This is a genomic window from Acidovorax sp. GW835-FHT14B10 (assembly GCF_058793725.1).
In genome coordinates this window covers 17,929-38,815 of the sequence record NZ_JBXAGC010000003.1, presented here as the reverse complement: position 1 = coordinate 38,815, position 20,887 = coordinate 17,929, and the positions used below count along the sequence as shown (strand labels likewise).

Below are 20,887 nucleotides of genomic sequence, written 5' to 3'. Positions count from 1 at the left end.
CACGGCTTTCCTATCGAAATCAAGACGCGTGAAGGCCTGCGTTCGCAGACGGGTTACGGCCGCAGACCTGGGATGCGAGGTGGCAAGCCTGCAGTGGTCGCGCCAAACCACCTGCAGCGCCAGTTCAAGGTGGCTGAGCCCAATCAGTCCTGGGTCACCGACATCACCTACATCCGAACTCACGAAGGCTGGCTGTACCTGGCGGTTGTGGTCGATCTGTTCTCACGCCAAGTAGTGGGCTGGTCCATGGGCAGCCGCATTGACACGAGCCTGGTCCTCGATGCACTGCTGATGGCACTGTGGCGCCGCCAGCCGCCAGCCGCCAGCCGCCAGCCGCCAGCCGCATGCGCCTGTCATGGTTCATTCCGATCAAGGCTGCCAGTTCACTGGCCACGAGTGGCAGACCTTCCTGCGCGACCATAATCTGGTCAGCAGCATGAGCCGGCGTGGCAACTGCCACGACAACGCTGTGGCCGAGAGCTTCTTCCAGTTGCTCAAGCGCGAACGCATCCGCAGGCGGGTATATACAACTCGCGACGATGCGCGAGCGGATATCTTCAATTACATCGAAATGTTCTACAACTCACAGCGCCGTCATTCATCGGCGGCAGGACTATCACCTGTAGAGTTCGAACAGCGACATTCCCAACGGCTCAAAAGTGTCTAGATAAGCCGGGGCGATTCAGCCCGCATCTCTGTCAACTGAAGTCCGACCCGTTTACACAAAAATTCGGATACGCCCAATTATTTTTAAGGAAATCTATGCGCGTTGTTGTTCTCATGTCCACCTACCAAGGCGAACGGTTCATTGAAGAGCAGATTATTTCGATCCTGTCACAGCTACCGGAAGACGGTCAACTTATGATTCGTGATGATGGATCGACAGATCAGACCGTGCTCCGTATAAAAATACACCACGATCCTCGAATTTCACTAGTATGTGGGAGCAACATTGGATTTGTCCAAAGTTTTTTAAAACTGCTCGAAGTGGCCCCTACTGACGCAGAAATGATCATGTTGGCTGACCAGGATGATGTCTGGCTACCGAACAAAATCCAACGCGCGTGGCATGCAATCAATGGCAAGGATGCTGTCCCCACTCTGTACTGCTCCCGTCTTCAACTGGTCGATTTGGATTTAAAGCCACTCGGTCTTTCGCCTGCATGGCCGAGACCCCCCTCATTCCAGAATGCCCTCACAGAGAACATCGTGACCGGATGCACTGCGGCACTAAATCCTGCAGCCTTGCAGCTGGCCAAGAGGTACGGCAATGCTGAGAAAATCTACTTTCATGACTGGTGGCTTTACTTGGTAGTAGCTGCCTTTGGTCAGGTTATTTTTGACCCAGAACCGACCATCCTCTACCGTCAGCATGGTGGCAACGCTATAGGTATGGGCGCCGGTATGGCACGCTATTTGGCTATCCTGCGATTCTTACGTAAACGCAACTGGGTGCATATCATGTTCAACCAGATCGAAAACCTTCGCGCCATACATGGCCCGCACCTTCCGCTTGACCACAAAATATTGCTGGACAGGATGTTCAATCCTCATGATTCGAAAGCCATCGCCCGCTTGCTCTGTACGCCAAAACGTGTTCGACAAACATTGCTCAGCGATATTTTGTTTCGAGGCATCCTTGCACTAGATCTTCTAAGCGGACGCGGACTGCTGCCAAAGTAAGTCGGGCCGAACCCTGCTAAAAAATTTGAACCGAAGCGGTGCAGCAGAAACTATTCGATATCGGTGAGCATAGTGCACTTGCAGAAAATTAATGGGATCAGCATTGGATTCGTAGGTCAGCACAACCACAAGAACCCGATACCGAGCCATCATTGCAGCAATCAGTTTGACAATACCACTGAGGGACTCGCAAGAAATGTAATAAATTCCCTTTGTTCTGGCCGTTGTCGGCCGACCACCTCTTCCTTCAAAGAAAATTTATGTCGTTGCCCGACCATCTGTCCTTGGAGTGTCGCAAGCCGAAGACTCTCGGGAAATGTCACTTCCCAATCAGGCTGCCACGGGGCATGCCTGACATCACAAAAACCAGCTTGTAAAAGAAGTTTATTCAGCAGGTCATGGTTGAACAGTTGCAAATGGCGTGGCGGCTCTACGCCTCGCCAAGCAGAGCCAAACCTCTTATATCCATGCGATTTTATATTGGGAGTTTCAATCCAAAGAACACCGCCCGGGGCTAGAAGTTGTCTGGCCGCCAATAGCAACGCACGCGGATCGTGCACATGCTCGATAACATGGCTTATTGTGATGGCGTGAAAAAGTTCTCCGGTCGCTACAAGCTCCTCCAATTCGCCAGTATGGACCCTAAATCCACGTGCGCGCGCCCGATTAGCGGCACTAGGGTCAATCTCTGTTCCCGTACATACCCATCCGGCGACTCGCGCCCAAGCCATGAATCGTCCGTTTCCGCAACCAATGTCTAGCAGCTTCTGACCAAATTCAGGTCTCGGTAAATGGCGCATTGCGCCATCAAATGCCGCTCGCTGCCTAGGACGCAGATACAGAAGACATCCGAACATCCAAAACAACCTTTGCTGCTGATTTCCAAATTTCATTCGGATGTATTGTCGCGTTACCAATTGCTTTAGCCTCCGCAATAGTCCAGCCCCACGGTTGGCAGGATCATCGTCTACCCTATCGTGATGGGTGAAATAACTTTTGTAGGCAATTCCTATGGTTGCTCGGTTTGGTCGAGGGTCGAGATATGCAAGGCCACACCCCCCACATCCGAACATCGTCCATTTTCCCGGTGCGCAATGAAATAACCTGTCCTCAAGACCTTCATGCAGCAGCGTCCGCTTGGTATCTTGGCATAGCGGGCAACACCCGAGCACTTGCAAGCCGTCAATCGGCCATTCCAATAAAGTGCCAACGGCCGTCTCGCTTTCAGTATTCATTTTTCAACTCGTTTGCTCATCCGTGATCAAAATCTGCTCAAGAGACTTGCCAGCTAATAAAAGAACGAAGTTGGCCCTGTAAAACCATGCCAGCACCATCGGAAAAACCAGAACTATCGTTCGTTGCATCCAAGAATCAAGGAGGCTGAGCGCTCCCAAGGCAATGGCAAATGCCACTGATCCAGTGTAAATCACCCAGCAGATTCTTCGTTGACTTTCGGTTAGTCGCGCACAAGCCACCCAGCAGAACAGGCCCCCGTCGATTAGCACACGGATGGTCCACGCGAGGGCTGCACCAATAATCCCAAACCGCTGGGTCAAAAACCACAAAATGAATAAATAGCAGAATAATTCGCTCAAGTGGATTTTTGCGATAATGTCAGTCCGTCCAAATGATTGAACCTGAACAAAAAACACTAACGCGACACAGTTGGCAAAAACTCCCCCCGCAAGTATCTGCAAAACTATTGCACTCTCACTTGGAAAAGTGCTACCAAGCCACATCTGTAAAAGTTGCGGTGCAAAAATAGCAAGCAGGGCTGCCGGAAACGCACAGCCAATTGCGGCCCATGTGGCTACCACCACCGTGAGGTGGCCACTGTTTTCTTTCGGTTTTGCCCAGTTCGATACAAACACGGGAAAAAGTACAGGGAGTACTGCGGCAGGTATAAGTGATAGTTTTGTTGCAACTTCATAGGGTGTTACATAGCGTGCAACATCTTCAACAGATCTAATCGCACCAATATAAAAACGATCCATATATACCATGACGGGGCCGATAATGTTGGATAGTGTCAACCAACCGCCAAAATGGAAAAGCGGCCTCAGCACAGAGAGAGAAAACACAGGGAATGCACTGAACAACGTTGGAAGAAGGCGGCTGCATTGATATGTGTGGACCAAGGCAGCACTCACCCGCACAACTAATAGAATAACTATTGCGGATGTTAGATTTGGCATCCATATACTTACAACGGCCGGTCCAAGATAAGAAAAAATACCCACAGGAATTTTAACTTTATTAATTTCATCAAACCTTCCGTATGCAGAAAGAACTCCAGTTAACAGTGATGTGGCAAAGATGGCAGGAATAGAAAATGCAAAAACTCTCAAGCTCCAGACTATCTCCTCAGTGAGATAAAATAAGGGTCCACTCATTTTATTTGCCACTAATTCAGCAGCATAAAAAATAATAACCGAGAAAATTGCTCCAATGGCCAAAACGGCAGTCAGTGAAGATTTAATGATTAAGAGTGCGGATTCGCAAGATCCTTTTTCTGGGATTAATGAAGAAAGCTTATAGGTCACTGCGGATCCAAGCCCCATGTCAAGCAAGCTGACATAGCCAATAGCCGCGAGCATTAGAGAAAGCACACCAAATCTTGGTAACCCAATATTGCTAATCAATAATGGAATTGAGATCAATGCCATAACAAGAGGAAGTACTATTCCCGCGGCATTGAATAGGAAATTTTTACGTGTTATCACGGATATTTTCGGGATATTTCACATATAAATACTAACGCCGTATCACGCTATTCTTTTAACCTTTTATGCATGAAAAAACCTCCCGCTAGCAGGTGCAATGATTAATCTATATATCTCGTTCCCAAGGCAATCCTGATCGACCGCGAATGGTGTTGCAGTCCATTGTGAACCCTTCGGCCAGTACCGCATCGGCATTCCCGATCAACACTGGGTTAAGCGCTTTCCAATATTTGTAAAGAACCGATCCATCGTCAAGTACATAAAGCTTCATGTCTGCCGAGCTGTAGCCCCTCATGAACCCGCCATCAATTTTTGAAGTTAATGCCTCTCCAGGTTGAAAGAAGCGTGGACATGCTTTTTCGATAGCTTCAAATATTCTATTGGCTTTTAAGCTGCCGGCATTGATTGCGAATCCAGGAGGCGTGACGGGATATTGAAGAGGGCAAGCCCAAAATCCAAATTTTCCGAGCGTCTCAGTCCTGATTGAGTCAAGGTTTCGAAATGCTTGGCTGGCTAGTCCCCTGGAAGGCAGCAGCCGGCAATCATCTGGCTCTTTTAACCAAAGACGCTGTACCCCGAGCATGTCATTGATTATCTTTTTGATCGCCTCATTAGGATGGCCGTTGGACGTCATATAGTCAGGCATTGAGGGAATCAACAGCGTCAAGGAATTGGAAGCAGCAAGCATTGCCTGCACTTTTCGACCTTCTGCAGTTTTCTCAGCATCTGGCCCGCTGGAAATATTGATCCAGCGCGAGGTCGCCGGGAACTTTGGAGCAATCAAGGAATATGAAATTGACGTTACCGTGACATAAGTTGATGGCTTCGACAAGGCCGCTTCGTCAAGCGTAATGTGAAAGAATGGGGAGCTATTCCAAGGAGCAAGTCCCCACCAGTGCCATGGGTTGTTTTGGTAAACAACCAGGGCTTGGAGTCCAACCACACCGACTGCAATCACCACCCTGAATCCACGCGTTGCCGGCAGTCGATATATAAGTGCGATACACAAGGGTCCTGCCGCCAGCAGCATGGGGATGAAGTAGCGACCATTGCCCGTTGTCGCCAACCACATAACAAAAGCAGCCGATAAAAATGCCGTCATTACCATCACCGGGGAAAGACGCCACTTTACACGCCAGGCAAGGGCGATCCAGATCAAAATCAGTGTGGCGATGACGGCAAATCGTATGTCCGGGGCCATGATCTCGACATAAACACCCGCATCGGGGGCTGCCATCGCGATTGGGCGCAAGATGGCATCACGCCATGTGTCAGGCAAAAAACGGATCATGGTTGCCAGCCCAGCAAGACACGCAAAGGGGCAAACCAGGGGTCATAAAACGGGTAGACCGGGTTGCCAAAATGAATCCAAAGCTGCCAACCCCAATAGCCATATGCAAGCAAAAATCCGGCTACCGTCGCGACGCCACCCAGAACTGTATTCAATACCTTCGTCTTGAAAGTGGGCGCTGAAAGCATCCAGAGCCCAGGCAGAAGGATTGCCAGAGGGCCATTACTCAACTTGCAAGCCACAGATATTCCAGCGAAAAGACCCGAAAAAAGCACCGCGTTACGAGCTGAAAGTTTTCGTGACCGGTCACTGTCCAGCGTCTCCAAGGCCCAAGCGAAGGCCCACACAAATGGAATGGCGGCCAGCAAGTCGTTGGAAGTGGAGTCAAACAGTGACAACACCAATACCGACATGAAGGCCAACACCACCGCCAGCATACGCATAAAGGCGTCGAACCACTGATACCCCGGCATGCATGTGCGGGCGATCATCCATACTGGTGGTACAGCCAGCCAGCTCAAAGTGGCCAGCACCACGCCAGACCACGCCCCCGACAACCCACTTGCCGACAGCTTGTAGACCGGCCAATACAAGTAAGGAAACTGGTAGGACTGGTAGGAAGCCGCCAGAAAATCAAGGTCAAATCGAGGGTGCCCGGCCGTCCAGCCTAAATAAATATGGTGATTCAAGGCATCCCAGCTGATACCGATTTCACCCAAAAATAGCGGTATGGATATGAAAGCCATCCATGCCAAAACTCCTACGAAGGGCAATTCCCAACGCAACAGACGGGAAGGCATCTCGCGCTCGGTGAACGTCATTGGCTTACCTGGCGGTTAGGCGATAACCAACAGGAATGCAGAGCCCCGGCAAACAAGGTTGAGGTGGCAACCTGCGCCCCCAGAATCATGAGCGTGACCGCCGGAATCGCACTTCGCATCGTCGCTCCGGGGTCCATGACGCCAAATCCCTGAGACCGCCAGTCCAGCACCAGTGAAACCGACCATGCCAAACCGACAAAGACCAAGAGCAAGCCTAAAATCAGGCCGGTTTCCAGCTTGAGGTAGGGGTCAAGTCGTTGCAACCAGCGCTGAGGTGGCACAACGCCAGACAAAATTCCCATCCATTTGGTCAGTACCGCGAGTTGCACCATCTGGGCTCCGAGCACGGTGGCTGCGGCCATGTACAAGAGCGAATGGATATCAAGGCCTATCAATTTCAGGTTCAACGGACCGTGTTGCAACAGCACGAAACCGAACGCACCACATGCCAGCAATGTCAGGCCAGGGTACAAAAAAAGCCAGCGTGGGCAAAACAACAGCAAGAACCGCAGATGACGCCAGCCATCGCGCCAGGTGCGCAGGTGGGGGGGGCGGTCGCGCCCATCGGGGCGCAAGGTGGTGGGCACTTCTTCAATGCGCAAGCCCGCCAGCGCTGCCTTGGCGATCATCTCACTGGCGAACTCCATGCCCGGGGTAACCAGACCCAAACGCAAAATGGACTCACGCGAAAAGCCGCGCAGGCCGCAATGAAAGTCACCTATTTTTGTACGGAAAAACAAACGGCCGATGAAGCTCAGTACAGGGTTGCCAAGGTAGCGGTGCAGTGCCGGCATGGCGCCAGGTTCAATGCCACCTTGAAATCGGTTGCCCATAACGAGATCGGCGCCTGCACGCAGCCGCTCAATATAGCCGTCCAAACGGGAGAAATCGTAGCTGCAATCCGCGTCGCCCATGATGACGTAACGGCCACGCGCAGCTTCGATACCAACCATCAAGGCGGCGCCGTAACCTCTGGTAGGCACGCGAACTACCCGGGCACCTGCCGTTTCAGCGATGTCAACTGAACCGTCGATCGAGCCATTATCGGCCACCAGCACTTCTCCCTGAATGCCGCTTTCTTCCATATAAGCATGGGCAGCCTTGACGCAGGCAGCCACAGTTTTTGCCTCATTCAGGCAAGGCATTAGCACCGTCAATTCAAGCAGTGACTCGGTCATTTCAAGGGCGTGCAGTAAAGCTTTGAAAAAAGGAAAGTCAAAGAAAAACGAGCGGCCTAAGCCGCTCGTTTTTCAGTCTATGCAGTATTAACCGCGGCAGGAGCCCGGCAGGAACTTGGCCAGAATTGGATTGGTGGCACCTGGGCCACACTTCCAACCACCAACCACTGTGCCTTGCGTATAGGTAGTGATGGCCGCGCCTGTAGCGTCGGTGGGTGTCAAATCAAGAGTCTTCCCATCAATATTAGCATCACCGAAACCCTGCGCTTTCACGGTGATTTTTCCTACCCCGTTTGTCTCGATAGACGCTACGTACTTGGAAGTCGCAGACGTGGATTCACAACCCCAAGAATTTCCCGCCACAGTCGTTAGTGAACCAGTCTGGTATACCTCGGAAATGGTTGTGCGGCAGGCGGAAGCGGCCAAAACCACTTCAGACAGCTTGGCGCGCTTGGTGTAGTCCTGGTAAGCAGGCAGAGCCACAGCAGCCAAGATACCGATGATCGCAACCACGATCATCAATTCGATCAGGGTAAAACCCTTTTGTGCCATATGCATGGAACGCTTCATAAAAACTCCTTGGAGGTCAAACGCAATGAAAAACCTGCAGAAGAATTCTCCAGGTTCACGGTTTTAGGAGCAGCTTTCGTGCCAGACGTTGGTTGCAACAAGACGTGTCACAGTTTGGCACGTTGCGAGTGCATTCTCCAAGGTTTGCCCAGCCACCCCCGCTTGAGCGGAGTGATTGTGACAATTTTGTCGCATCGAATGTGTCGCAAAGTGCGTCTTTGTCTTACACATTAAGTCGTCGCTTGGGCCTTTGCCAAAAATGTCTCGCTTGCGCTGGAGAACCCAAGCGCCGGGGCTAGTTCTTTTTTAGCGAGGGGCCCACCCAATCTGCACCCATGGCCCGACGTTGCCCGCATGGGCGCCGGCCCTTTGTGCAATGCTGGGGGAGTAAACGCTTATCTGTACACAAATAGGCCTCAAGCCCTTATGCAGCAGGCGCTAGCAGTCATCAAAATCGGTGCCGCTTACACCTCAAACTCCTGCCCCGCCTGTAGCCACGCAATGTCATGCGGGGCCTGGCCGCCGGGCTGCGTGATGGCGTCGAAGTGGCGGAGCTCTTCGACGATCAATCGCGTTTCCGACGGCTTGGTGTGCGTGATGTAGATGGGGCACGGTTTGCCGGGCTGCAGTTGCGCCAGTTCTTGCGCCAGGGTGTGGGGTGCCAGGTGCAGACTGCGCTGCGCCAGGGCGCTTTCGGTGTTGCTGAACGCGGTTTCTATGACCAGCATGGCCACGGGCAGCTGGTTGATGCGCTGCCAGAAGGCCGGGTTGGGGCCGGTGTCGCCGCTGAACGCCCACCAGCCGGTGCGGCCGCGCACGGCGTAGCCCACGGCGGGAACGGTGTGGATGGCGGGCAGTACCTCGATATCGAGGCCGGCGATCTGCAGCATCTGTCCGGTGTGCAGCGCCTGGTACGCAAGAAAAGGATTGGCTGCGTTGGGTATGCGGCTGAAATCGGGCCAGATGGTGTTGTTGAAAATGTGGGCCTGCAGTGCGGCGATGGTGGCGGACAGGGCGTGCACCCGCACCGGCGTGCTGCGCAGGGACGACACGGCGTCCAGCATCAGGGGCAGGGCGGCCACATGGTCGAGGTGCGCATGCGTGAGCAGTACATGGTCGATCTGACGCATTTCTTCCAGGGTGAGGTCGCCCACGCCGGTGCCCGCATCAATGAGAATGCGCCCGTCGATCAAAAACGAGGTGGTACGACAACCTTGGGCAATGGCGCCCGAGCAGCCCAACACGCGAACCTTCATGCCACCGCCTTACTCTGGGTTGCAATGGGCTGAGCCGCCCAGTCTGCGTTCCACGCAAATATGGGCGCAGAGCTGGAAAGCCAGCCACACGCCCGAAGCCTCACGCCAGCTCGAACTGCATCTCGGTGCCTGCGAGTGTGATCCGGTCGCCATGCTTGAGGGACAGGGGGTTGGCGCCGATGGCGGTACCGTTGACCAGGGGCATGTCGGGGCCTTCGACATGCGCCAGCACATGGCCCTGGTGGCGCTTGGTAATGGAGGCCACGGCCACGCCAGGTTTGCCGATGGTGGTGACCACTTTCTGCAGGACCACCTCGCGCCCGGCAGCCGCGCCCGACATCACGCGAATGACCGCCGAGGGCTGCGTGGCCGCCGCCGGGGTGGGCGCAACTGCGGGGCGGGGAACGGCACCCAGCGCGGGTGCCATGCCTGGCTTGAAGAGCATGGTTTTTTCGAAATTTTCGCCCTCGACCTCCTGAAGCAAGCGGATCCTGTATTTGCCGACTTCAATGACGTCACCGTTGCGCAGTTCCTGGCGCTTGACGGCCTTGGCATTGACATAGGTGCCGTTGGTGCTGCCCAGGTCTTCGATTTCCACACCGCCATCGGTCATGTGGATGACGGCGTGCTCGCCGCTGACGGCCAGGTTGTCGATCACGATGTCGTTGTACGGGCGCCGACCCAGCGTGGTCTGCTCCTTGGTCAATTCGACTTCCTTGATGACGACGCTGTCGATCGAAACGATCATTCTGGGCATGATCCACTCCTGCGGTGTTGGGTTGTTGTGGGGTCGAGCGGCATCATGCGGCCCGGATCAATCGGGACATGAAGCCGCGTTTCTTGCCGCCCGCCGCCATGTGTGCAAGCAGCACGCTGATGTTGTCGCGCCCTCCATAGGCATTGGCGGTGTCAATGAGCAGCGTGGCTTTTTCTGCGAGTGGCAGGGGGGTGCGCACCATTTCTGCCAGATCGGCATCGGAAACCATGTCGGTCAGGCCGTCCGAGCACATGAGGAACAAATCGTCCGGGGCCACCTGGAACTCGTTCACTTCCATCTGCACATGGGGCTCTACGCCCAGCGCTCGCGTGACGAGGTTGCGGCTGCCGGATGCGGCGGCCTGCTGGGGCGTGAGAAAGCCGGCGTCCACCTGTTCCTGCAGCCACGAGTGGTCGCGCGTGATTTGCTGCAACACGCCGCCGCGCAGGCGGTAACAGCGCGAGTCGCCGATGTGCCCCAGGATGAGCCGGGTATCCCGAAAAATGCCCACGACCAGCGTGGTGCCCATGCCGGCATACAGGGGGTTGGAAAGGGAGGCGCCCAACACGGCATGGTTGGCGTTCTCGACGCAGATTTCAAGCGCCCTTCGTACATCGGCAACCGGTGCATTCTTGCCGGCCTGAGCCAGCCAGCGCGCCATTTCGGTGCGAATGAACGTGGTGGCCATGGCGCTGGCCACTTCACCCGCGTTGTAGCCGCCCATGCCGTCCGCCAGAATTGCGAGGCGCGCATCGCGGTCGAAGGCCACTGCATCTTCGTTGTTGTTGCGCACCCGTCCGCAGTCGGTGCGGGCAAAAAATTCATAGGTCATGGAGGTTGCCGCGTGCGTCGTCAGGCAGCCGAATCCGGTGGGAGCACCGAATTCCGGACAGGGGCAAGTTCCATCACCGGTGTCTGGAAAGCCGCCATGTCTGGCCCATTTGCATCGCGCCCCGCATCATAGACGAGTGTTTCGTCTGGCAGTGCCATGGTGGCAAGAGCAGGGACCATGCCTGGGTACATGGATGGCGATGGCTTTGCATGGTCAAAAACGGCTCTCGGTCGTGCGGTGGTGCACGGAGCTAAAAGCAATTTCTGCGCCCGTGTCGGCCTGGGCATCGCCAAGGGGCAATTGGACCTTGTTGGCAGGGGGCGGCGCTCCATGCCGTCCTTTTTTTCCGCCGGGGCGGGGAGCAGGGTGTCATGGGGGTGTCATTTTTGTCACACTCCATGCCGTCTTGGTTACTGCGGAGATGCGGCACGCCGGGCACGCGGCCAGAACTTCCCGATGCCCACCACGAGCGTGGCGCCCAGCGCGGCGGCCACGTAGTGCAGGGCCGGGTGTGCCAGTGCAAAGTCGTGCAATGAGGCATCGCTGACAATGGTTTCGCCGCCCACCCAGCCGATCAGGGCCGCACCCAGGACCACGATGACCGGAAAGCGCTCCATCAGCTTGATCATCAGCGTGCTGCCAAAGATCACCAGCGGAATGCTGATAGCCAGGCCCAGCACCAGCAGCACCAGGTTGCCATGGGCAGCGGCGGCCACGGCGATCACGTTGTCCAGGCTCATCACCAGGTCGGCAATCAGGATGGTGCGTACGGCGGCCATGAGGTTGCCGTAGGACTTGGATTCGCCCTCCTCGTCGCCGTCGTCGCTGAGCAGTTGCAGGCCGATCCACAGCAGCAGGCAGCCGCCCACGATCTGCAGGAACGACAGCTCCAGCAGCTTGGCAGCCACCACCGTCAGCACGATGCGCAGCACCACGGCCGCGCCGGAGCCCCAGAAAACCGCCTTGCGCTGTTGGTGCGGAGGCAGGGAGCGCGCTGCCAGTGCAATGACAACCGCGTTGTCACCGGACAGGATGATGTTGATCCAGACGATCTTGATGAGACCGATCCAGAAATCGGCATTGTGCAAAAAATCCATGACTTCACTCCATTGTTATGAATGCAAGAAGCGCCCGAAACCTTGGTTTCGGGCGCTTCTGTTTTTTTGGAGGAGCCAGTGTATCGGGCGGGGGGCGCCCGGGTCGTCCGTAATTCTGCTTACGAATTACTTCAGCTGGGCCTTGAGCAGCTTGCCCAGTTCCGACGGGTTGCGGGTGATGATGAAACCCGATTCTTCCATGATGGCCAGCTTGGCATCGGCCGTGTCGGCGCCGCCAGAGATCAGCGCGCCGGCATGGCCCATGCGCTTGCCGGGAGGCGCGGTCACGCCGGCGATGAAGCCCACGATGGGCTTCTTCATGTTGGCCTTGCACCACTGGGCGGCTTCGGCTTCATCGGGACCGCCGATCTCGCCGATCATGATGACGGCATCGGTGTCCGGATCGTCGTTGAAAGCCTGCATCACGTCGATGTGCTTCAAGCCATTGATGGGGTCGCCACCAATGCCCACGGCGCTCGACTGGCCCAGGCCCACTTCGGTCAGCATGGCCACGGCTTCGTACGTCAGCGTGCCCGAACGGGACACCACGCCGATGCGGCCCTTGCGGTGGATGTGGCCGGGCATGATGCCGATCTTGATCTCGTCGGGCGTGATCAGGCCGGGGCAGTTGGGGCCCAGCAGCAGGGTCTTCTTGCCGCCAGCGGCTTCCTTGGCCTTCATCTTGTTGCGCACCATCAGCATGTCCTTGACCGGAATGCCTTCGGTAATGCAGATGGCCATGTCCAGGTCGGCTTCGACAGCTTCCCAGATGGCATCGGCAGCGCCTGCGGGTGGCACGTAGATCACCGACACGGTGGCGCCGGTCTGCTGGGCGGCTTCCTTGACGGAGGCGTAGATCGGGATGTTGAAGATCGATTCGCCGGCCTTCTTGGGGTTCACGCCCGCCACGAAGGCGTTCTTGCCGTTCGCGTATTCCTGGCACTTTTCGGTGTGGAACTGGCCGGTCTTGCCCGTGATGCCCTGGGTGATGACCTTGGTGTCTTTGTTGATGTAGATCGACATGAAAGTTACCTATTCAGTTGGGGACAGAGCTTGTCCGCTGTGCGGCCTGCGGTCTGTCCCGCAAAATTATTTGGACACTGCCGCAACGATCTTTGTCGCAGCTTCGGCCATGGTGTCAGCGGCAATGATGGGCAGACCGCTTTCGGCCAGCATCTTCTTGCCCAGCTCTTCGTTCGTGCCCTTCATGCGCACGACGAGTGGCACGTTCAGGTTCACGGCCTTGCAGGCGGTGATCACGCCGGTGGCGATGGTGTCGCACTTCATGATGCCGCCGAAGATGTTGACCAGGATGCCTTCGACCTTGGGGTTCTTGAGCATGATCTTGAAGGCTTCGGTGACCTTCTCGGGGGTGGCGCCGCCGCCCACGTCCAGGAAGTTGGCCGGCTCGCCGCCGAACAGCTTGATGGTGTCCATGGTGGCCATGGCCAGGCCGGCGCCGTTCACCAGGCAGCCGATGTTGCCATCGAGGCTGATGTAGGCCAGGTCGAACTTGGAGGCTTCTACTTCGGCCGGATCTTCTTCGTCCAGATCGCGGAAGGCCACGATTTCGGGGTGGCGGAACAGGGCGTTGGCGTCAAAGTTGAACTTGGCGTCCAGGGCCATCAGGTTGCCCTTGGAGTCGCAGTTCAGCGGGTTGATTTCCACCAGCGACGCGTCGGTGTCCATGTAGCACTTGTAGATCTTGGCGAAGATGTCCACGGCCTGGTCGATGGAGGCACCGGTCAGGCCGATGGCTGCGGCCACCTTCTTGCTTTGTGCGGCGGTGATGCCGACCAGTGGATCGATCATCTCGGTGATGATCTTCTCGGGCGTGGAGTGGGCCACTTCCTCGATGTCCATGCCGCCTTCGCTCGAAGCGATCAGGGCCACCTTCTGCGTGGCGCGGTCGGTCACCAGCGACACATACAGTTCGTTCTTGATGTCGGCGCCGTCTTCGATGTACAGGCGGCGGACCTTCTGGCCTTCGGGGCCAGTCTGGTGCGTCTTGAGCTGCATGCCCAGGATGTCGCCAGCGAGGCGCTTGACGTCGTCGATGGTCTTGGCAACCTTCACGCCGCCACCCTTGCCACGGCCACCGGCGTGGATCTGGGCCTTGACCACCCACACGGGGCCGCCGAGTTTTTGGGCTGCTTCAACGGCTTCTTGCACCGTGAATGCGGGAATGCCACGCGGAACGGGCACACCAAAATTGCGCAAGATTTCCTTGCCTTGGTATTCGTGAATCTTCATGAGGTCTCTCTCAGGGAAGGGTGGTATTTACCCGTTTACCATGGACTATTGTCTGGCCGCGGGCGGGGACATGGCAGCCGGCGACTGTATCATGCTGCAATGCACCATCCCTTGTGCCAAGCTTACAGGGGTGGGCCAGCGCGCAATCACCCCCTTGCAGGAGCTTTCCGATGTCCAGAATCTTTATCGATGGCGAAGCCGGCACCACGGGCCTGCAGATCCGCGAGCGCCTGCAGGCCATGCCGCAGGTCGAGCTGGTGAGCATTGCCCCCGCATTGCGCAAGGATCCCGCGGCCAAGCGCGACCTGATTGCGGGTGTCGATCTGGTGGTGCTGTGCCTGCACGACGATGCCGCACGCGAAACCGTGGCCATGGTCGATGGCATCGAAAAGACCACCGGCCGCCAGGTCAAGGTGATCGACGCCAGCACCGCGCACCGCACCGCGCCCGGTTGGGTGTTTGGTTTCCCCGAGCTGGCCGCGGGCCAGGCGCAGGCCGTGCGCGAGGCGCTGCGCGTCTCCAACCCCGGCTGCTATGCCACCGGTGCCATTGCGCTGCTGCGGCCATTGGTCGATGCAGGCCTGGTGCCCAACGATTTCCCGCTCGCGCTGCCCTCGGTCAGCGGCTATTCGGGCGGCGGCCGCACCATGATCGAAGCGTATGAGCAAGGTCAGGCGGCGCCGTTCGAGCTGTATGCGCTGGGCCTGTCGCACAAGCACCTGCCGGAGATTCTGAAATACACCGGGCTCACGCGCCGGCCCATCTTTGTGCCCGCTGTTGGCAACTTCCGCCAGGGCATGCTGGTGCAACTGCCCCTGCACCTGGATCTGCTGCCGGGCCAGCCCAAGGCGGCCGATCTGCACGATGCCCTGGCAGCGCACTACGCGCAAAGCAATACGCCCGCGCAATGGGTGAGCGTGCTGCCGCCCACCGAAGACGGCAAGCTGGAGCCCACCGCACTCAACGACACCAACCAGTTGGAGCTGCGCGTGTTCGCCAACGAAACCTACCGCCACGCGGTGCTGGTGGCCCGCCTCGACAACCTGGGCAAGGGCGCCAGCGGTGCGGCGGTGCAAAACCTGCAGTTGATGCTGGGTCTGTGAGCGGGCAGGCCCCGCGGATGAGCAGATTCGGTGACGGATTTGCTCATTATTGAAGAGCTGGCGGCGCTTATCGGCAAGGCGCTTTCGGCTTTTCTGGTTTCAATTCTGCAGTGAAGCCGGCCACGGAGGATTGCCGCAACCCCTCCCGCGCTTTCACTCCGCTTCTTGGTCCGGGCTGCCGCCCTGCACCACGCGGCGCACCACATCTCCCGCAAAACCGCGCGCGGCCAGAAAGCGCATCTGCCGCGCCCGCTCCTGCGCATCGGTGGCCACGCGGCCAAAGCGCTGGCGCCAGACGGCCTGGGCGCGCTCCTGTTCGGTGGCGCGCAGGCGTTCGGCCGTGGCGCGCACCAGATCATCGTCGAGCCCCTTGCCGCGCAGTTCCTGTACCAGGCGCTGCGTGCCCAGCCGCGCGGCGCGGCGGTGCACCAGCGATTCGGCCACGCGCGTGGCGTTGATGAAATCCTTGGCCTGCAACTCGTCGAGTACGGCGTTCAGGTCATCGCCCTCTTGCACATGGCGCGCCAGCTTGGTCGCCAGCTCGGCGCGCGAATGCTCGCGCTGGGCCAGCAGCCGCAGTGCGCGGCCCTTGAGGGAAAGGGTGCCAAAGCCCATGGTGGTGATGCTCTGCTATGGATGGCTGCTGGCGCTTATCGGACAAGCGCCAGCGGCCTGATTCACATCTAACAAGGGTGCAGCAGGCGCCCGCTGCTTGCCTTGCTTACTTGTCTTCCTTCTCACCCTTGGCGGGCTTGCCGGCGGGTGCGGCTTGCAGGGCGGCAGGCAGCAGGGCGATGCCCAGGCTCTCGCGCACCTTGTTCTCGATCTCGCGGGCCAGGTCGGGGTTCTCGCGCAGGAACTCGCGGGCGTTGTCGCGGCCCTGGCCGATCTTTTCGCCGTTGTAGGCATACCAGGCGCCGGCTTTCTCGACGATCTTGGCGTTCACGCCCATGTCGATGATCTCGCCTTCGCGGCTGATGCCTTCGCCGAACAGGATGTCGAACTCGGCCGTCTTGAAGGGCGGGCTCACCTTGTTCTTGACCACCTTCACCTTGGTTTCGTTGCCGATGGCGTCGTCGCCCTTCTTGATGGTGCCGGTGCGGCGGATATCCAGGCGCACCGAAGCGTAGAACTTGAGCGCATTGCCGCCGGTGGTGGTTTCGGGCGAGCCGAACATCACGCCGATCTTCATGCGGATCTGGTTGATGAAGATGACCATGCAGTTGGTCTTCTTGATGGTGGAGGTCAGCTTGCGCAGCGCCTGGCTCATCAGGCGGGCCTGCAGGCCGGGCAGGCTGTCGCCCATTTCGCCTTCGATTTCGGCCTTGGGGGTGAGGGCGGCGACCGAGTCCACCACGATCAGGTCCACGGCGCCCGAGCGCACCAGGCTGTCCACGATTTCGAGCGCCTGCTCGCCGGTGTCGGGCTGGCTGATCAGCAGGTCGGACAGCTGCACACCCAGCTTCTGGGCGTATTGCACATCGAGGGCGTGCTCGGCGTCGACGAAGGCGCAGGTGCCGCCCTGCTTTTGCATCTCGGCAATGACCTGCAGCGTGAGCGTGGTCTTGCCCGATGATTCCGGGCCGTAGATCTCGACCACGCGGCCGCGCGGCAGGCCGCCCACGCCCAGGGCAATGTCCAGGCCCAGAGAGCCGGTGGAGACCACCTGGATGTCCTCGATCACCTCGCCCTCGCCCAGGCGCATGATGGTGCCCTTGCCAAATTGCTTCTCGATCTGGGCGAGCGCGGCGGCCAGGGCCTTGGCCTTTTCGGTGTTCACGGGCAATGCGGGATTGGTGCCTTTGACTGCGACGTCCATGGGAAACTCCTTGAAAAACAACAGGTTGGATGCGTGCATCGCTCTGCGGTTAATCACAGGCTGGATGCTTGAACAGTAGTTTATGTGAGCAATGCGGTCGGCATAAAGCAATTTTTAGTCAGTTTGCCTGACAATGTGGCATGGCTGATTTTTCACCCGTCACGCCCCCCGCGACGCTGGACGACCGTTGGCGGCAAACCCACCTGGGCCGCCTCATGGGCAGCGCGCTGCGCCGCTTTGATGCCCGGGTGCTGCAACTCATGGCGCGCAACGTGGAGGTGCCCCTGGCCCTGTCGAACCTGGCCGCCCGCGACCAGGTAGGGGCCGCGCACATCCACCTCACGCGCCACCTGGCGCTGGGGGGTGACCGCCTGACCGACCTGGCCCAGCGCGCAGGCATGACCAAGCAGTCGATGGCGCAGCTGGTGGACCAGTGTGAAGCCTGGGGATTGGTGAGCCGCGAGAGTGACCCGCACGACGCGCGGGCACGCCGGGTGTGCTTTACGCCCACCGGGCTGACCTGGCTGCAGGGGTTTCGCGATGCAGTGACGCAGGCTGAAGCCGAATTTCGCGCCGAGGTGGGCGATGACGTGGCCACCGTGGTGTGCCTGGGTTTGGAGGCTTACGCGCAATAGGACACCCATCGCAATGTCGAAGCTGGTCCTGTCGCAGTGAGCACAAGGCTGTAGGCGGCCCACAAGGTGGTCGAGGCGGGGTTGGTGCTAACGGAAACAGGCACATTCGCGTTCAGCGTGGCCAGTGCGGCACTGCCCCCGGAGGACAACGCAGACACCGTCAGGTCTGCGTCCGAGCCCATCAGCAAGTGCCTGGACGCCGAAAAACTCACGCGGTACGTGCGGCCTGCCACCGGGTCGATCGTCTGCTCGATGCCCCCGGGGCTGTCGCCTTTGAGGTCAATCACATGGGTGCCGTCCACCGCCAGGGGCCCAGGACACCCGACCCCAAACGCTGGTCCGCTACAGCCGCTGGGGGTGGTGAAACCATCGCGCCAACAACCTTCTCAAAAACCAAAATGCGCCCTGCAACAGCTGTGCAGTGCGCATGGGATGAACGGACAGCGAGGGCCCCTTTCAAAGAAGCCCCCGGTCAAGCCACTCTGTGGCCCCCGGTCATGTTCAGTGGGTGTTGCGCTGAGCTTGTTGGGCCGCAAGGCGGCTCACATCGCCACCGAGGCGGCGCACTTCGGCCACAAACTCGGGGCCGCTGCGCAGGCGGCGGTACTCGGCCAGGCGGGCTTCGTAGGCGGGATCGGCGTCGGGGGTGCGGTCGCCTGAGTTGGCTTGGCCCAGGCCAGCGCGGTTCCACAGATTCAGGTCGGCTTGCACTTCAGCGCGGCTCAGTCCGGGGCCTTGGGCGACGGGCTCATCGCCACCCCATTGTTCGTTGATCGGTGTGGCGGCAGAAGCAGCACCGGCAAAGGCGGCAGCAGCCACAGTGGCGATGGCGATCAGGGTCTTGGCGGTAGTCTTGGCGTTGGTCATGGCAGTTCTTCCTTTGGAGTGATTCCTGCAGTGCGTGATTGCGTTCTGCATGGGAAGAAGTTTCCGTTTTTGGCGCCTTGGCGTATGTGCGTAAACGCACAGGTTTTGCGAGGTCGCCGCCCCGCCCAGGCCGCTGTGCTCACCCCCCCGAAGCCGGCCCCCACAGCTGCGACGGCCGCTTCACATGCAGCACCTGCAACGGCTGCGAGCGCCCGCGCACCTGCACCTCTTCAGGTGTGCCCAAGGCGTCTGCCACACCGGCCAGGCGGGCAGCCTCTTGCGACAGCACCAGCCGCGCACCCACCACTTTGGAGTGGTCTTGCAGGCGGCTGGCGGTGTTCACCACCTCGCCCACGGCGCTGAAGGTGGTCGTGTCTGCGTAGCCCACTTGCCCGAGCGCCACACGGCCTGCGTGCAGGCCCATGCCAAAGTCCAGCGACTGGCCAAACTGGGTGCGAAAGGTCTCGCTCCAGGCGTCCATGCGCTGCTCGATCAACGCAGCGGCCTGCACGGCCTGGCGACAGGCGGTGGGCAAATCGGTCTCCAGCCCAAAGATGGCCATCACGCTGTCGCCAATGAACTGGTTGGCCATGCCGCCACTGTCTTGCACGGCCGCGCCCACGCGGGCGAAGTACTGGTCCAGCATCCAGGCCAGGTCAAACGGCCACTGCCGCTCGGCCATGCCCGACCAGCGGCGCAGGTCCACAAACAAGATGGCCACCTGCAGTTCTTGCCCCAGGCGCCCCGGCAGCGCGGCCTGACCGGGCTGGAACAGCGGCGTGACCCGCACATCGCCCGCAGGCCGCAGCTGGCAAGCCAGGCGCACGCCCGCAGGGGCCTGTACGCGGGCCAGCGTAATGCGCTCATCGCGGCCAGGCTCGGGCACATGGGCAGCAGGCCCATCCACCCGCACGCGGCAGGTAGAGCAGCGCGCCCGCCCGCCGCACAGCGCCAGGTGGGCAATGCCGTGGCTGCGGCTGGCCTCCAGCACCGTAAAGCCGCGCGGCACCTGCACGGCCCGGTCGGGGTAGTGCAGGGTGATGGGCCCGCCCCCACGGCAGCGGCGCAAGGTGCGCCACGCCCAGCGCAATGCCAATAGGGCGGCCACGGCGGCCACCCAGCCCCAGCGCAAGGCATCCTCCAACCCAGCCGACACAGCCACCGCCTGCGCGGTGCGGCCCGAGGGCGGCGGGGGCAGCGCACTCACCTCCCACGCAATCTCGCGCGCCATCGACAACAAGCCCAGCGCCGCCAGCACGGGCAGCAGCACGGCCCCCGTGAGCAACACCGGCTGCCAACGCCGCCACCCCGGCCGACCCCGCATTGCCATGTGCAGTCCCAGGCAGCCATGCCACCACGCAGTGATGAGCAACAGCGACTGCACCGCCAGGTTTTCGGGCCGGGCCAGGCCGTTCACCATGCGCCCGTAGGGGAGCGATGCGCCCATGGATTCAAACGCCCAGCGCGTGGCCACAAAGTGCCCGGCCAGCAGCAGCGGCAGGCACAGGCCCAGTGCCAGCCGCACACCCTCCACCCACGGCATGCGTAGGCTGCGCCGCTGCCACAGGGCCACGCCTGCCAGCGCCAGGTGCGTGAGCAGCGCGCCATACAGCAGCACCGTGCCAGGCACCGAATGCCACCCGCTGCTGATCCCATCCAGCAGCGCATCGGCCACCTGCAGCGACACCAGCCCCGTGGCGTGGTTGCCCAGGTGCAGGGCCACGTAGCACCACAGCACCAGGCCACTGCCCCAGCGCACTTGGCGAAGGGCAGGCAGGCGCGAGCGGATCAGGGCAAAGGACATGGAAGGGAGGCGATGGAGAAAATCAAAATACAGGACACCAAGATGCAATGAGGGGGCGAGCCCCCACCAGGAAGGGACACACAGACAGCACCACCGACGACACGACCGCCACCGCAGAAGGTCAGCACAGTGCTGGATTTTGAAGCTTGTGAGCATAATCCGCCCACTTCCCAGAATCCCGACGGCGACTGCCTGGGA

At 59.1% G+C, this 20,887-nt stretch carries 20 protein-coding genes and 1 pseudogene; 4 read left to right on the top strand and 17 right to left on the bottom strand.

Annotated elements, in window-relative coordinates:
- Window positions 1-30: 30 nt before the first annotated feature.
- Together AC1Q5S_RS03560 and AC1Q5S_RS03555 are read left to right on the top strand one after the other, a co-directional pair.
- Window positions 31-667: pseudogene (locus AC1Q5S_RS03560) on the top strand (IS3 family transposase); the annotation flags it as partial.
- A 113-nt stretch (window positions 668-780) separates the two neighbouring features.
- Window positions 781-1,683, top strand: a complete 903-nt coding sequence (locus AC1Q5S_RS03555; protein WP_492238352.1) for a glycosyltransferase family 2 protein — start codon at window positions 781-783, stop codon at window positions 1,681-1,683.
- Window positions 1,684-1,844: 161 nt separating this feature from the next.
- On the opposite strand, the gene AC1Q5S_RS03550 is transcribed toward AC1Q5S_RS03555, so the two are convergent.
- The 12 genes from AC1Q5S_RS03550 to sucC form a co-directional block, all read right to left on the bottom strand.
- Entirely contained in the window at window positions 1,845-2,918 is a 1,074-nt protein-coding gene (locus AC1Q5S_RS03550; RefSeq protein ID WP_492238351.1) for a class I SAM-dependent methyltransferase, read from the bottom strand.
- A gap of 3 nt (window positions 2,919-2,921) precedes the next feature.
- Window positions 2,922-4,406 (bottom strand): flippase, encoded by a 1,485-nt coding sequence (locus AC1Q5S_RS03545; RefSeq protein WP_492238350.1) that lies wholly within the window; start codon window positions 4,404-4,406, stop codon window positions 2,922-2,924.
- A 106-nt stretch (window positions 4,407-4,512) separates the two neighbouring features.
- Window positions 4,513-5,697, bottom strand: a complete 1,185-nt coding sequence (locus AC1Q5S_RS03540) for a hypothetical protein (protein ID WP_492238349.1) — start codon at window positions 5,695-5,697, stop codon at window positions 4,513-4,515.
- Window positions 5,694-6,518, bottom strand: coding sequence for a hypothetical protein (locus AC1Q5S_RS03535; protein ID WP_492238348.1), 825 nt, complete (start codon window positions 6,516-6,518; stop codon window positions 5,694-5,696). Before AC1Q5S_RS03535 ends, AC1Q5S_RS03540 begins: the two co-directional genes overlap by 4 nt.
- On the bottom strand, window positions 6,515-7,696 hold the full coding sequence (locus AC1Q5S_RS03530; RefSeq protein ID WP_492238347.1) for a glycosyltransferase family 2 protein: 1,182 nt from the start codon (window positions 7,694-7,696) through the stop codon (window positions 6,515-6,517). Before AC1Q5S_RS03530 ends, AC1Q5S_RS03535 begins: the two co-directional genes overlap by 4 nt.
- A gap of 87 nt (window positions 7,697-7,783) precedes the next feature.
- A complete protein-coding gene (locus tag AC1Q5S_RS03525) occupies window positions 7,784-8,266 on the bottom strand; it encodes a pilin (protein WP_492238346.1) in 483 nt (160 codons plus the stop codon).
- Between the two features lie 464 nt (window positions 8,267-8,730).
- Window positions 8,731-9,522: an MBL fold metallo-hydrolase gene (locus tag AC1Q5S_RS03520; RefSeq protein ID WP_492238345.1), complete on the bottom strand. Its 792-nt coding sequence runs from the start codon at window positions 9,520-9,522 to the stop codon at window positions 8,731-8,733.
- Between the two features lie 100 nt (window positions 9,523-9,622).
- The gene (locus AC1Q5S_RS03515) at window positions 9,623-10,279 is read right to left on the bottom strand and encodes an FHA domain-containing protein (protein ID WP_492238344.1); all 657 of its coding nucleotides are present in this window, start codon (window positions 10,277-10,279) and stop codon (window positions 9,623-9,625) included.
- A gap of 43 nt (window positions 10,280-10,322) precedes the next feature.
- The gene (locus AC1Q5S_RS03510; protein WP_492238343.1) at window positions 10,323-11,111 is read right to left on the bottom strand and encodes a Stp1/IreP family PP2C-type Ser/Thr phosphatase; all 789 of its coding nucleotides are present in this window, start codon (window positions 11,109-11,111) and stop codon (window positions 10,323-10,325) included.
- A 410-nt stretch (window positions 11,112-11,521) separates the two neighbouring features.
- A complete protein-coding gene (locus AC1Q5S_RS03505) occupies window positions 11,522-12,208 on the bottom strand; it encodes a TerC family protein (RefSeq protein ID WP_303838388.1) in 687 nt (228 codons plus the stop codon).
- Window positions 12,209-12,334: 126 nt separating this feature from the next.
- Window positions 12,335-13,231, bottom strand: a complete 897-nt coding sequence (gene sucD, locus AC1Q5S_RS03500) for a succinate--CoA ligase subunit alpha (RefSeq protein ID WP_303836233.1) — start codon at window positions 13,229-13,231, stop codon at window positions 12,335-12,337.
- A 66-nt stretch (window positions 13,232-13,297) separates the two neighbouring features.
- On the bottom strand, window positions 13,298-14,461 hold the full coding sequence (gene sucC / locus AC1Q5S_RS03495; RefSeq protein ID WP_303836230.1) for an ADP-forming succinate--CoA ligase subunit beta: 1,164 nt from the start codon (window positions 14,459-14,461) through the stop codon (window positions 13,298-13,300).
- 170 nt (window positions 14,462-14,631) lie between these two features.
- On the opposite strand from sucC, the gene argC reads away from it, so the two are divergent.
- Window positions 14,632-15,564 (top strand): N-acetyl-gamma-glutamyl-phosphate reductase, encoded by a 933-nt coding sequence (gene argC / locus AC1Q5S_RS03490; RefSeq protein ID WP_303836228.1) that lies wholly within the window; start codon window positions 14,632-14,634, stop codon window positions 15,562-15,564.
- A gap of 153 nt (window positions 15,565-15,717) precedes the next feature.
- Here the strand turns inward: argC and recX are convergent, their stop codons facing one another.
- Together recX and recA are read right to left on the bottom strand one after the other, a co-directional pair.
- Entirely contained in the window at window positions 15,718-16,179 is a 462-nt protein-coding gene (gene recX, locus AC1Q5S_RS03485) for a recombination regulator RecX (protein ID WP_303836227.1), read from the bottom strand.
- Window positions 16,180-16,285: 106 nt separating this feature from the next.
- Complete coding sequence (gene recA / locus AC1Q5S_RS03480; RefSeq protein ID WP_303836225.1) at window positions 16,286-17,383, bottom strand: recombinase RecA; 1,098 nt, start codon at window positions 17,381-17,383, stop codon at window positions 16,286-16,288.
- A 140-nt stretch (window positions 17,384-17,523) separates the two neighbouring features.
- On the opposite strand from recA, the gene AC1Q5S_RS03475 reads away from it, so the two are divergent.
- The gene (locus tag AC1Q5S_RS03475) at window positions 17,524-18,018 is read left to right on the top strand and encodes a MarR family winged helix-turn-helix transcriptional regulator (RefSeq protein WP_303836223.1); all 495 of its coding nucleotides are present in this window, start codon (window positions 17,524-17,526) and stop codon (window positions 18,016-18,018) included.
- Here AC1Q5S_RS03475 and AC1Q5S_RS03470 read toward each other — a convergent pair.
- The 3 genes from AC1Q5S_RS03470 to AC1Q5S_RS03460 all read right to left on the bottom strand — a co-directional run bounded on the left by AC1Q5S_RS03470 (window position 18,006) and on the right by AC1Q5S_RS03460 (window position 20,689).
- Window positions 18,006-18,305 carry a hypothetical protein gene (locus AC1Q5S_RS03470; RefSeq protein WP_492238342.1) on the bottom strand — a complete coding sequence of 100 codons (300 nt, stop codon included), beginning with the start codon at window positions 18,303-18,305 and terminating at the stop codon, window positions 18,006-18,008. The two genes, AC1Q5S_RS03475 and AC1Q5S_RS03470, sit on opposite strands and share 13 nt — an antisense overlap.
- A gap of 214 nt (window positions 18,306-18,519) precedes the next feature.
- On the bottom strand, window positions 18,520-18,885 hold the full coding sequence (locus tag AC1Q5S_RS03465) for a DUF4148 domain-containing protein (protein ID WP_492238341.1): 366 nt from the start codon (window positions 18,883-18,885) through the stop codon (window positions 18,520-18,522).
- Between the two features lie 139 nt (window positions 18,886-19,024).
- Window positions 19,025-20,689 (bottom strand): adenylate/guanylate cyclase domain-containing protein, encoded by a 1,665-nt coding sequence (locus tag AC1Q5S_RS03460; protein ID WP_422203091.1) that lies wholly within the window; start codon window positions 20,687-20,689, stop codon window positions 19,025-19,027.
- Window positions 20,690-20,887: the final 198 nt, after the last annotated feature.

Coding starts and splice junctions, on each gene's coding strand:
- sucC (WP_303836230.1), bottom strand. CDS start 14,461: ATGAAGATTCACGAATACCAAGGCAAGGAAATCTTGCGCAATTTTGGT.
- AC1Q5S_RS03555 (WP_492238352.1), top strand. CDS start 781: ATGTCCACCTACCAAGGCGAACGGTTCATTGAAGAGCAGATTATTTCG.
- AC1Q5S_RS03510 (WP_492238343.1), bottom strand. CDS start 11,111: ATGACCTATGAATTTTTTGCCCGCACCGACTGCGGACGGGTGCGCAAC.
- AC1Q5S_RS03460 (WP_422203091.1), bottom strand. CDS start 20,689: ATGTCCTTTGCCCTGATCCGCTCGCGCCTGCCTGCCCTTCGCCAAGTG.
- recA (WP_303836225.1), bottom strand. CDS start 17,383: ATGGACGTCGCAGTCAAAGGCACCAATCCCGCATTGCCCGTGAACACC.
- argC (WP_303836228.1), top strand. CDS start 14,632: ATGTCCAGAATCTTTATCGATGGCGAAGCCGGCACCACGGGCCTGCAG.
- AC1Q5S_RS03520 (WP_492238345.1), bottom strand. CDS start 9,522: ATGAAGGTTCGCGTGTTGGGCTGCTCGGGCGCCATTGCCCAAGGTTGT.
- AC1Q5S_RS03465 (WP_492238341.1), bottom strand. CDS start 18,885: ATGACCAACGCCAAGACTACCGCCAAGACCCTGATCGCCATCGCCACT.
- AC1Q5S_RS03530 (WP_492238347.1), bottom strand. CDS start 7,696: ATGACCGAGTCACTGCTTGAATTGACGGTGCTAATGCCTTGCCTGAAT.
- AC1Q5S_RS03475 (WP_303836223.1), top strand. CDS start 17,524: ATGGCTGATTTTTCACCCGTCACGCCCCCCGCGACGCTGGACGACCGT.
- recX (WP_303836227.1), bottom strand. CDS start 16,179: ATGGGCTTTGGCACCCTTTCCCTCAAGGGCCGCGCACTGCGGCTGCTG.
- AC1Q5S_RS03505 (WP_303838388.1), bottom strand. CDS start 12,208: ATGGATTTTTTGCACAATGCCGATTTCTGGATCGGTCTCATCAAGATC.
- sucD (WP_303836233.1), bottom strand. CDS start 13,231: ATGTCGATCTACATCAACAAAGACACCAAGGTCATCACCCAGGGCATC.
- AC1Q5S_RS03535 (WP_492238348.1), bottom strand. CDS start 6,518: ATGACGTTCACCGAGCGCGAGATGCCTTCCCGTCTGTTGCGTTGGGAA.
- AC1Q5S_RS03550 (WP_492238351.1), bottom strand. CDS start 2,918: ATGAATACTGAAAGCGAGACGGCCGTTGGCACTTTATTGGAATGGCCG.
- AC1Q5S_RS03540 (WP_492238349.1), bottom strand. CDS start 5,697: ATGATCCGTTTTTTGCCTGACACATGGCGTGATGCCATCTTGCGCCCA.
- AC1Q5S_RS03525 (WP_492238346.1), bottom strand. CDS start 8,266: ATGAAGCGTTCCATGCATATGGCACAAAAGGGTTTTACCCTGATCGAA.
- AC1Q5S_RS03515 (WP_492238344.1), bottom strand. CDS start 10,279: ATGCCCAGAATGATCGTTTCGATCGACAGCGTCGTCATCAAGGAAGTC.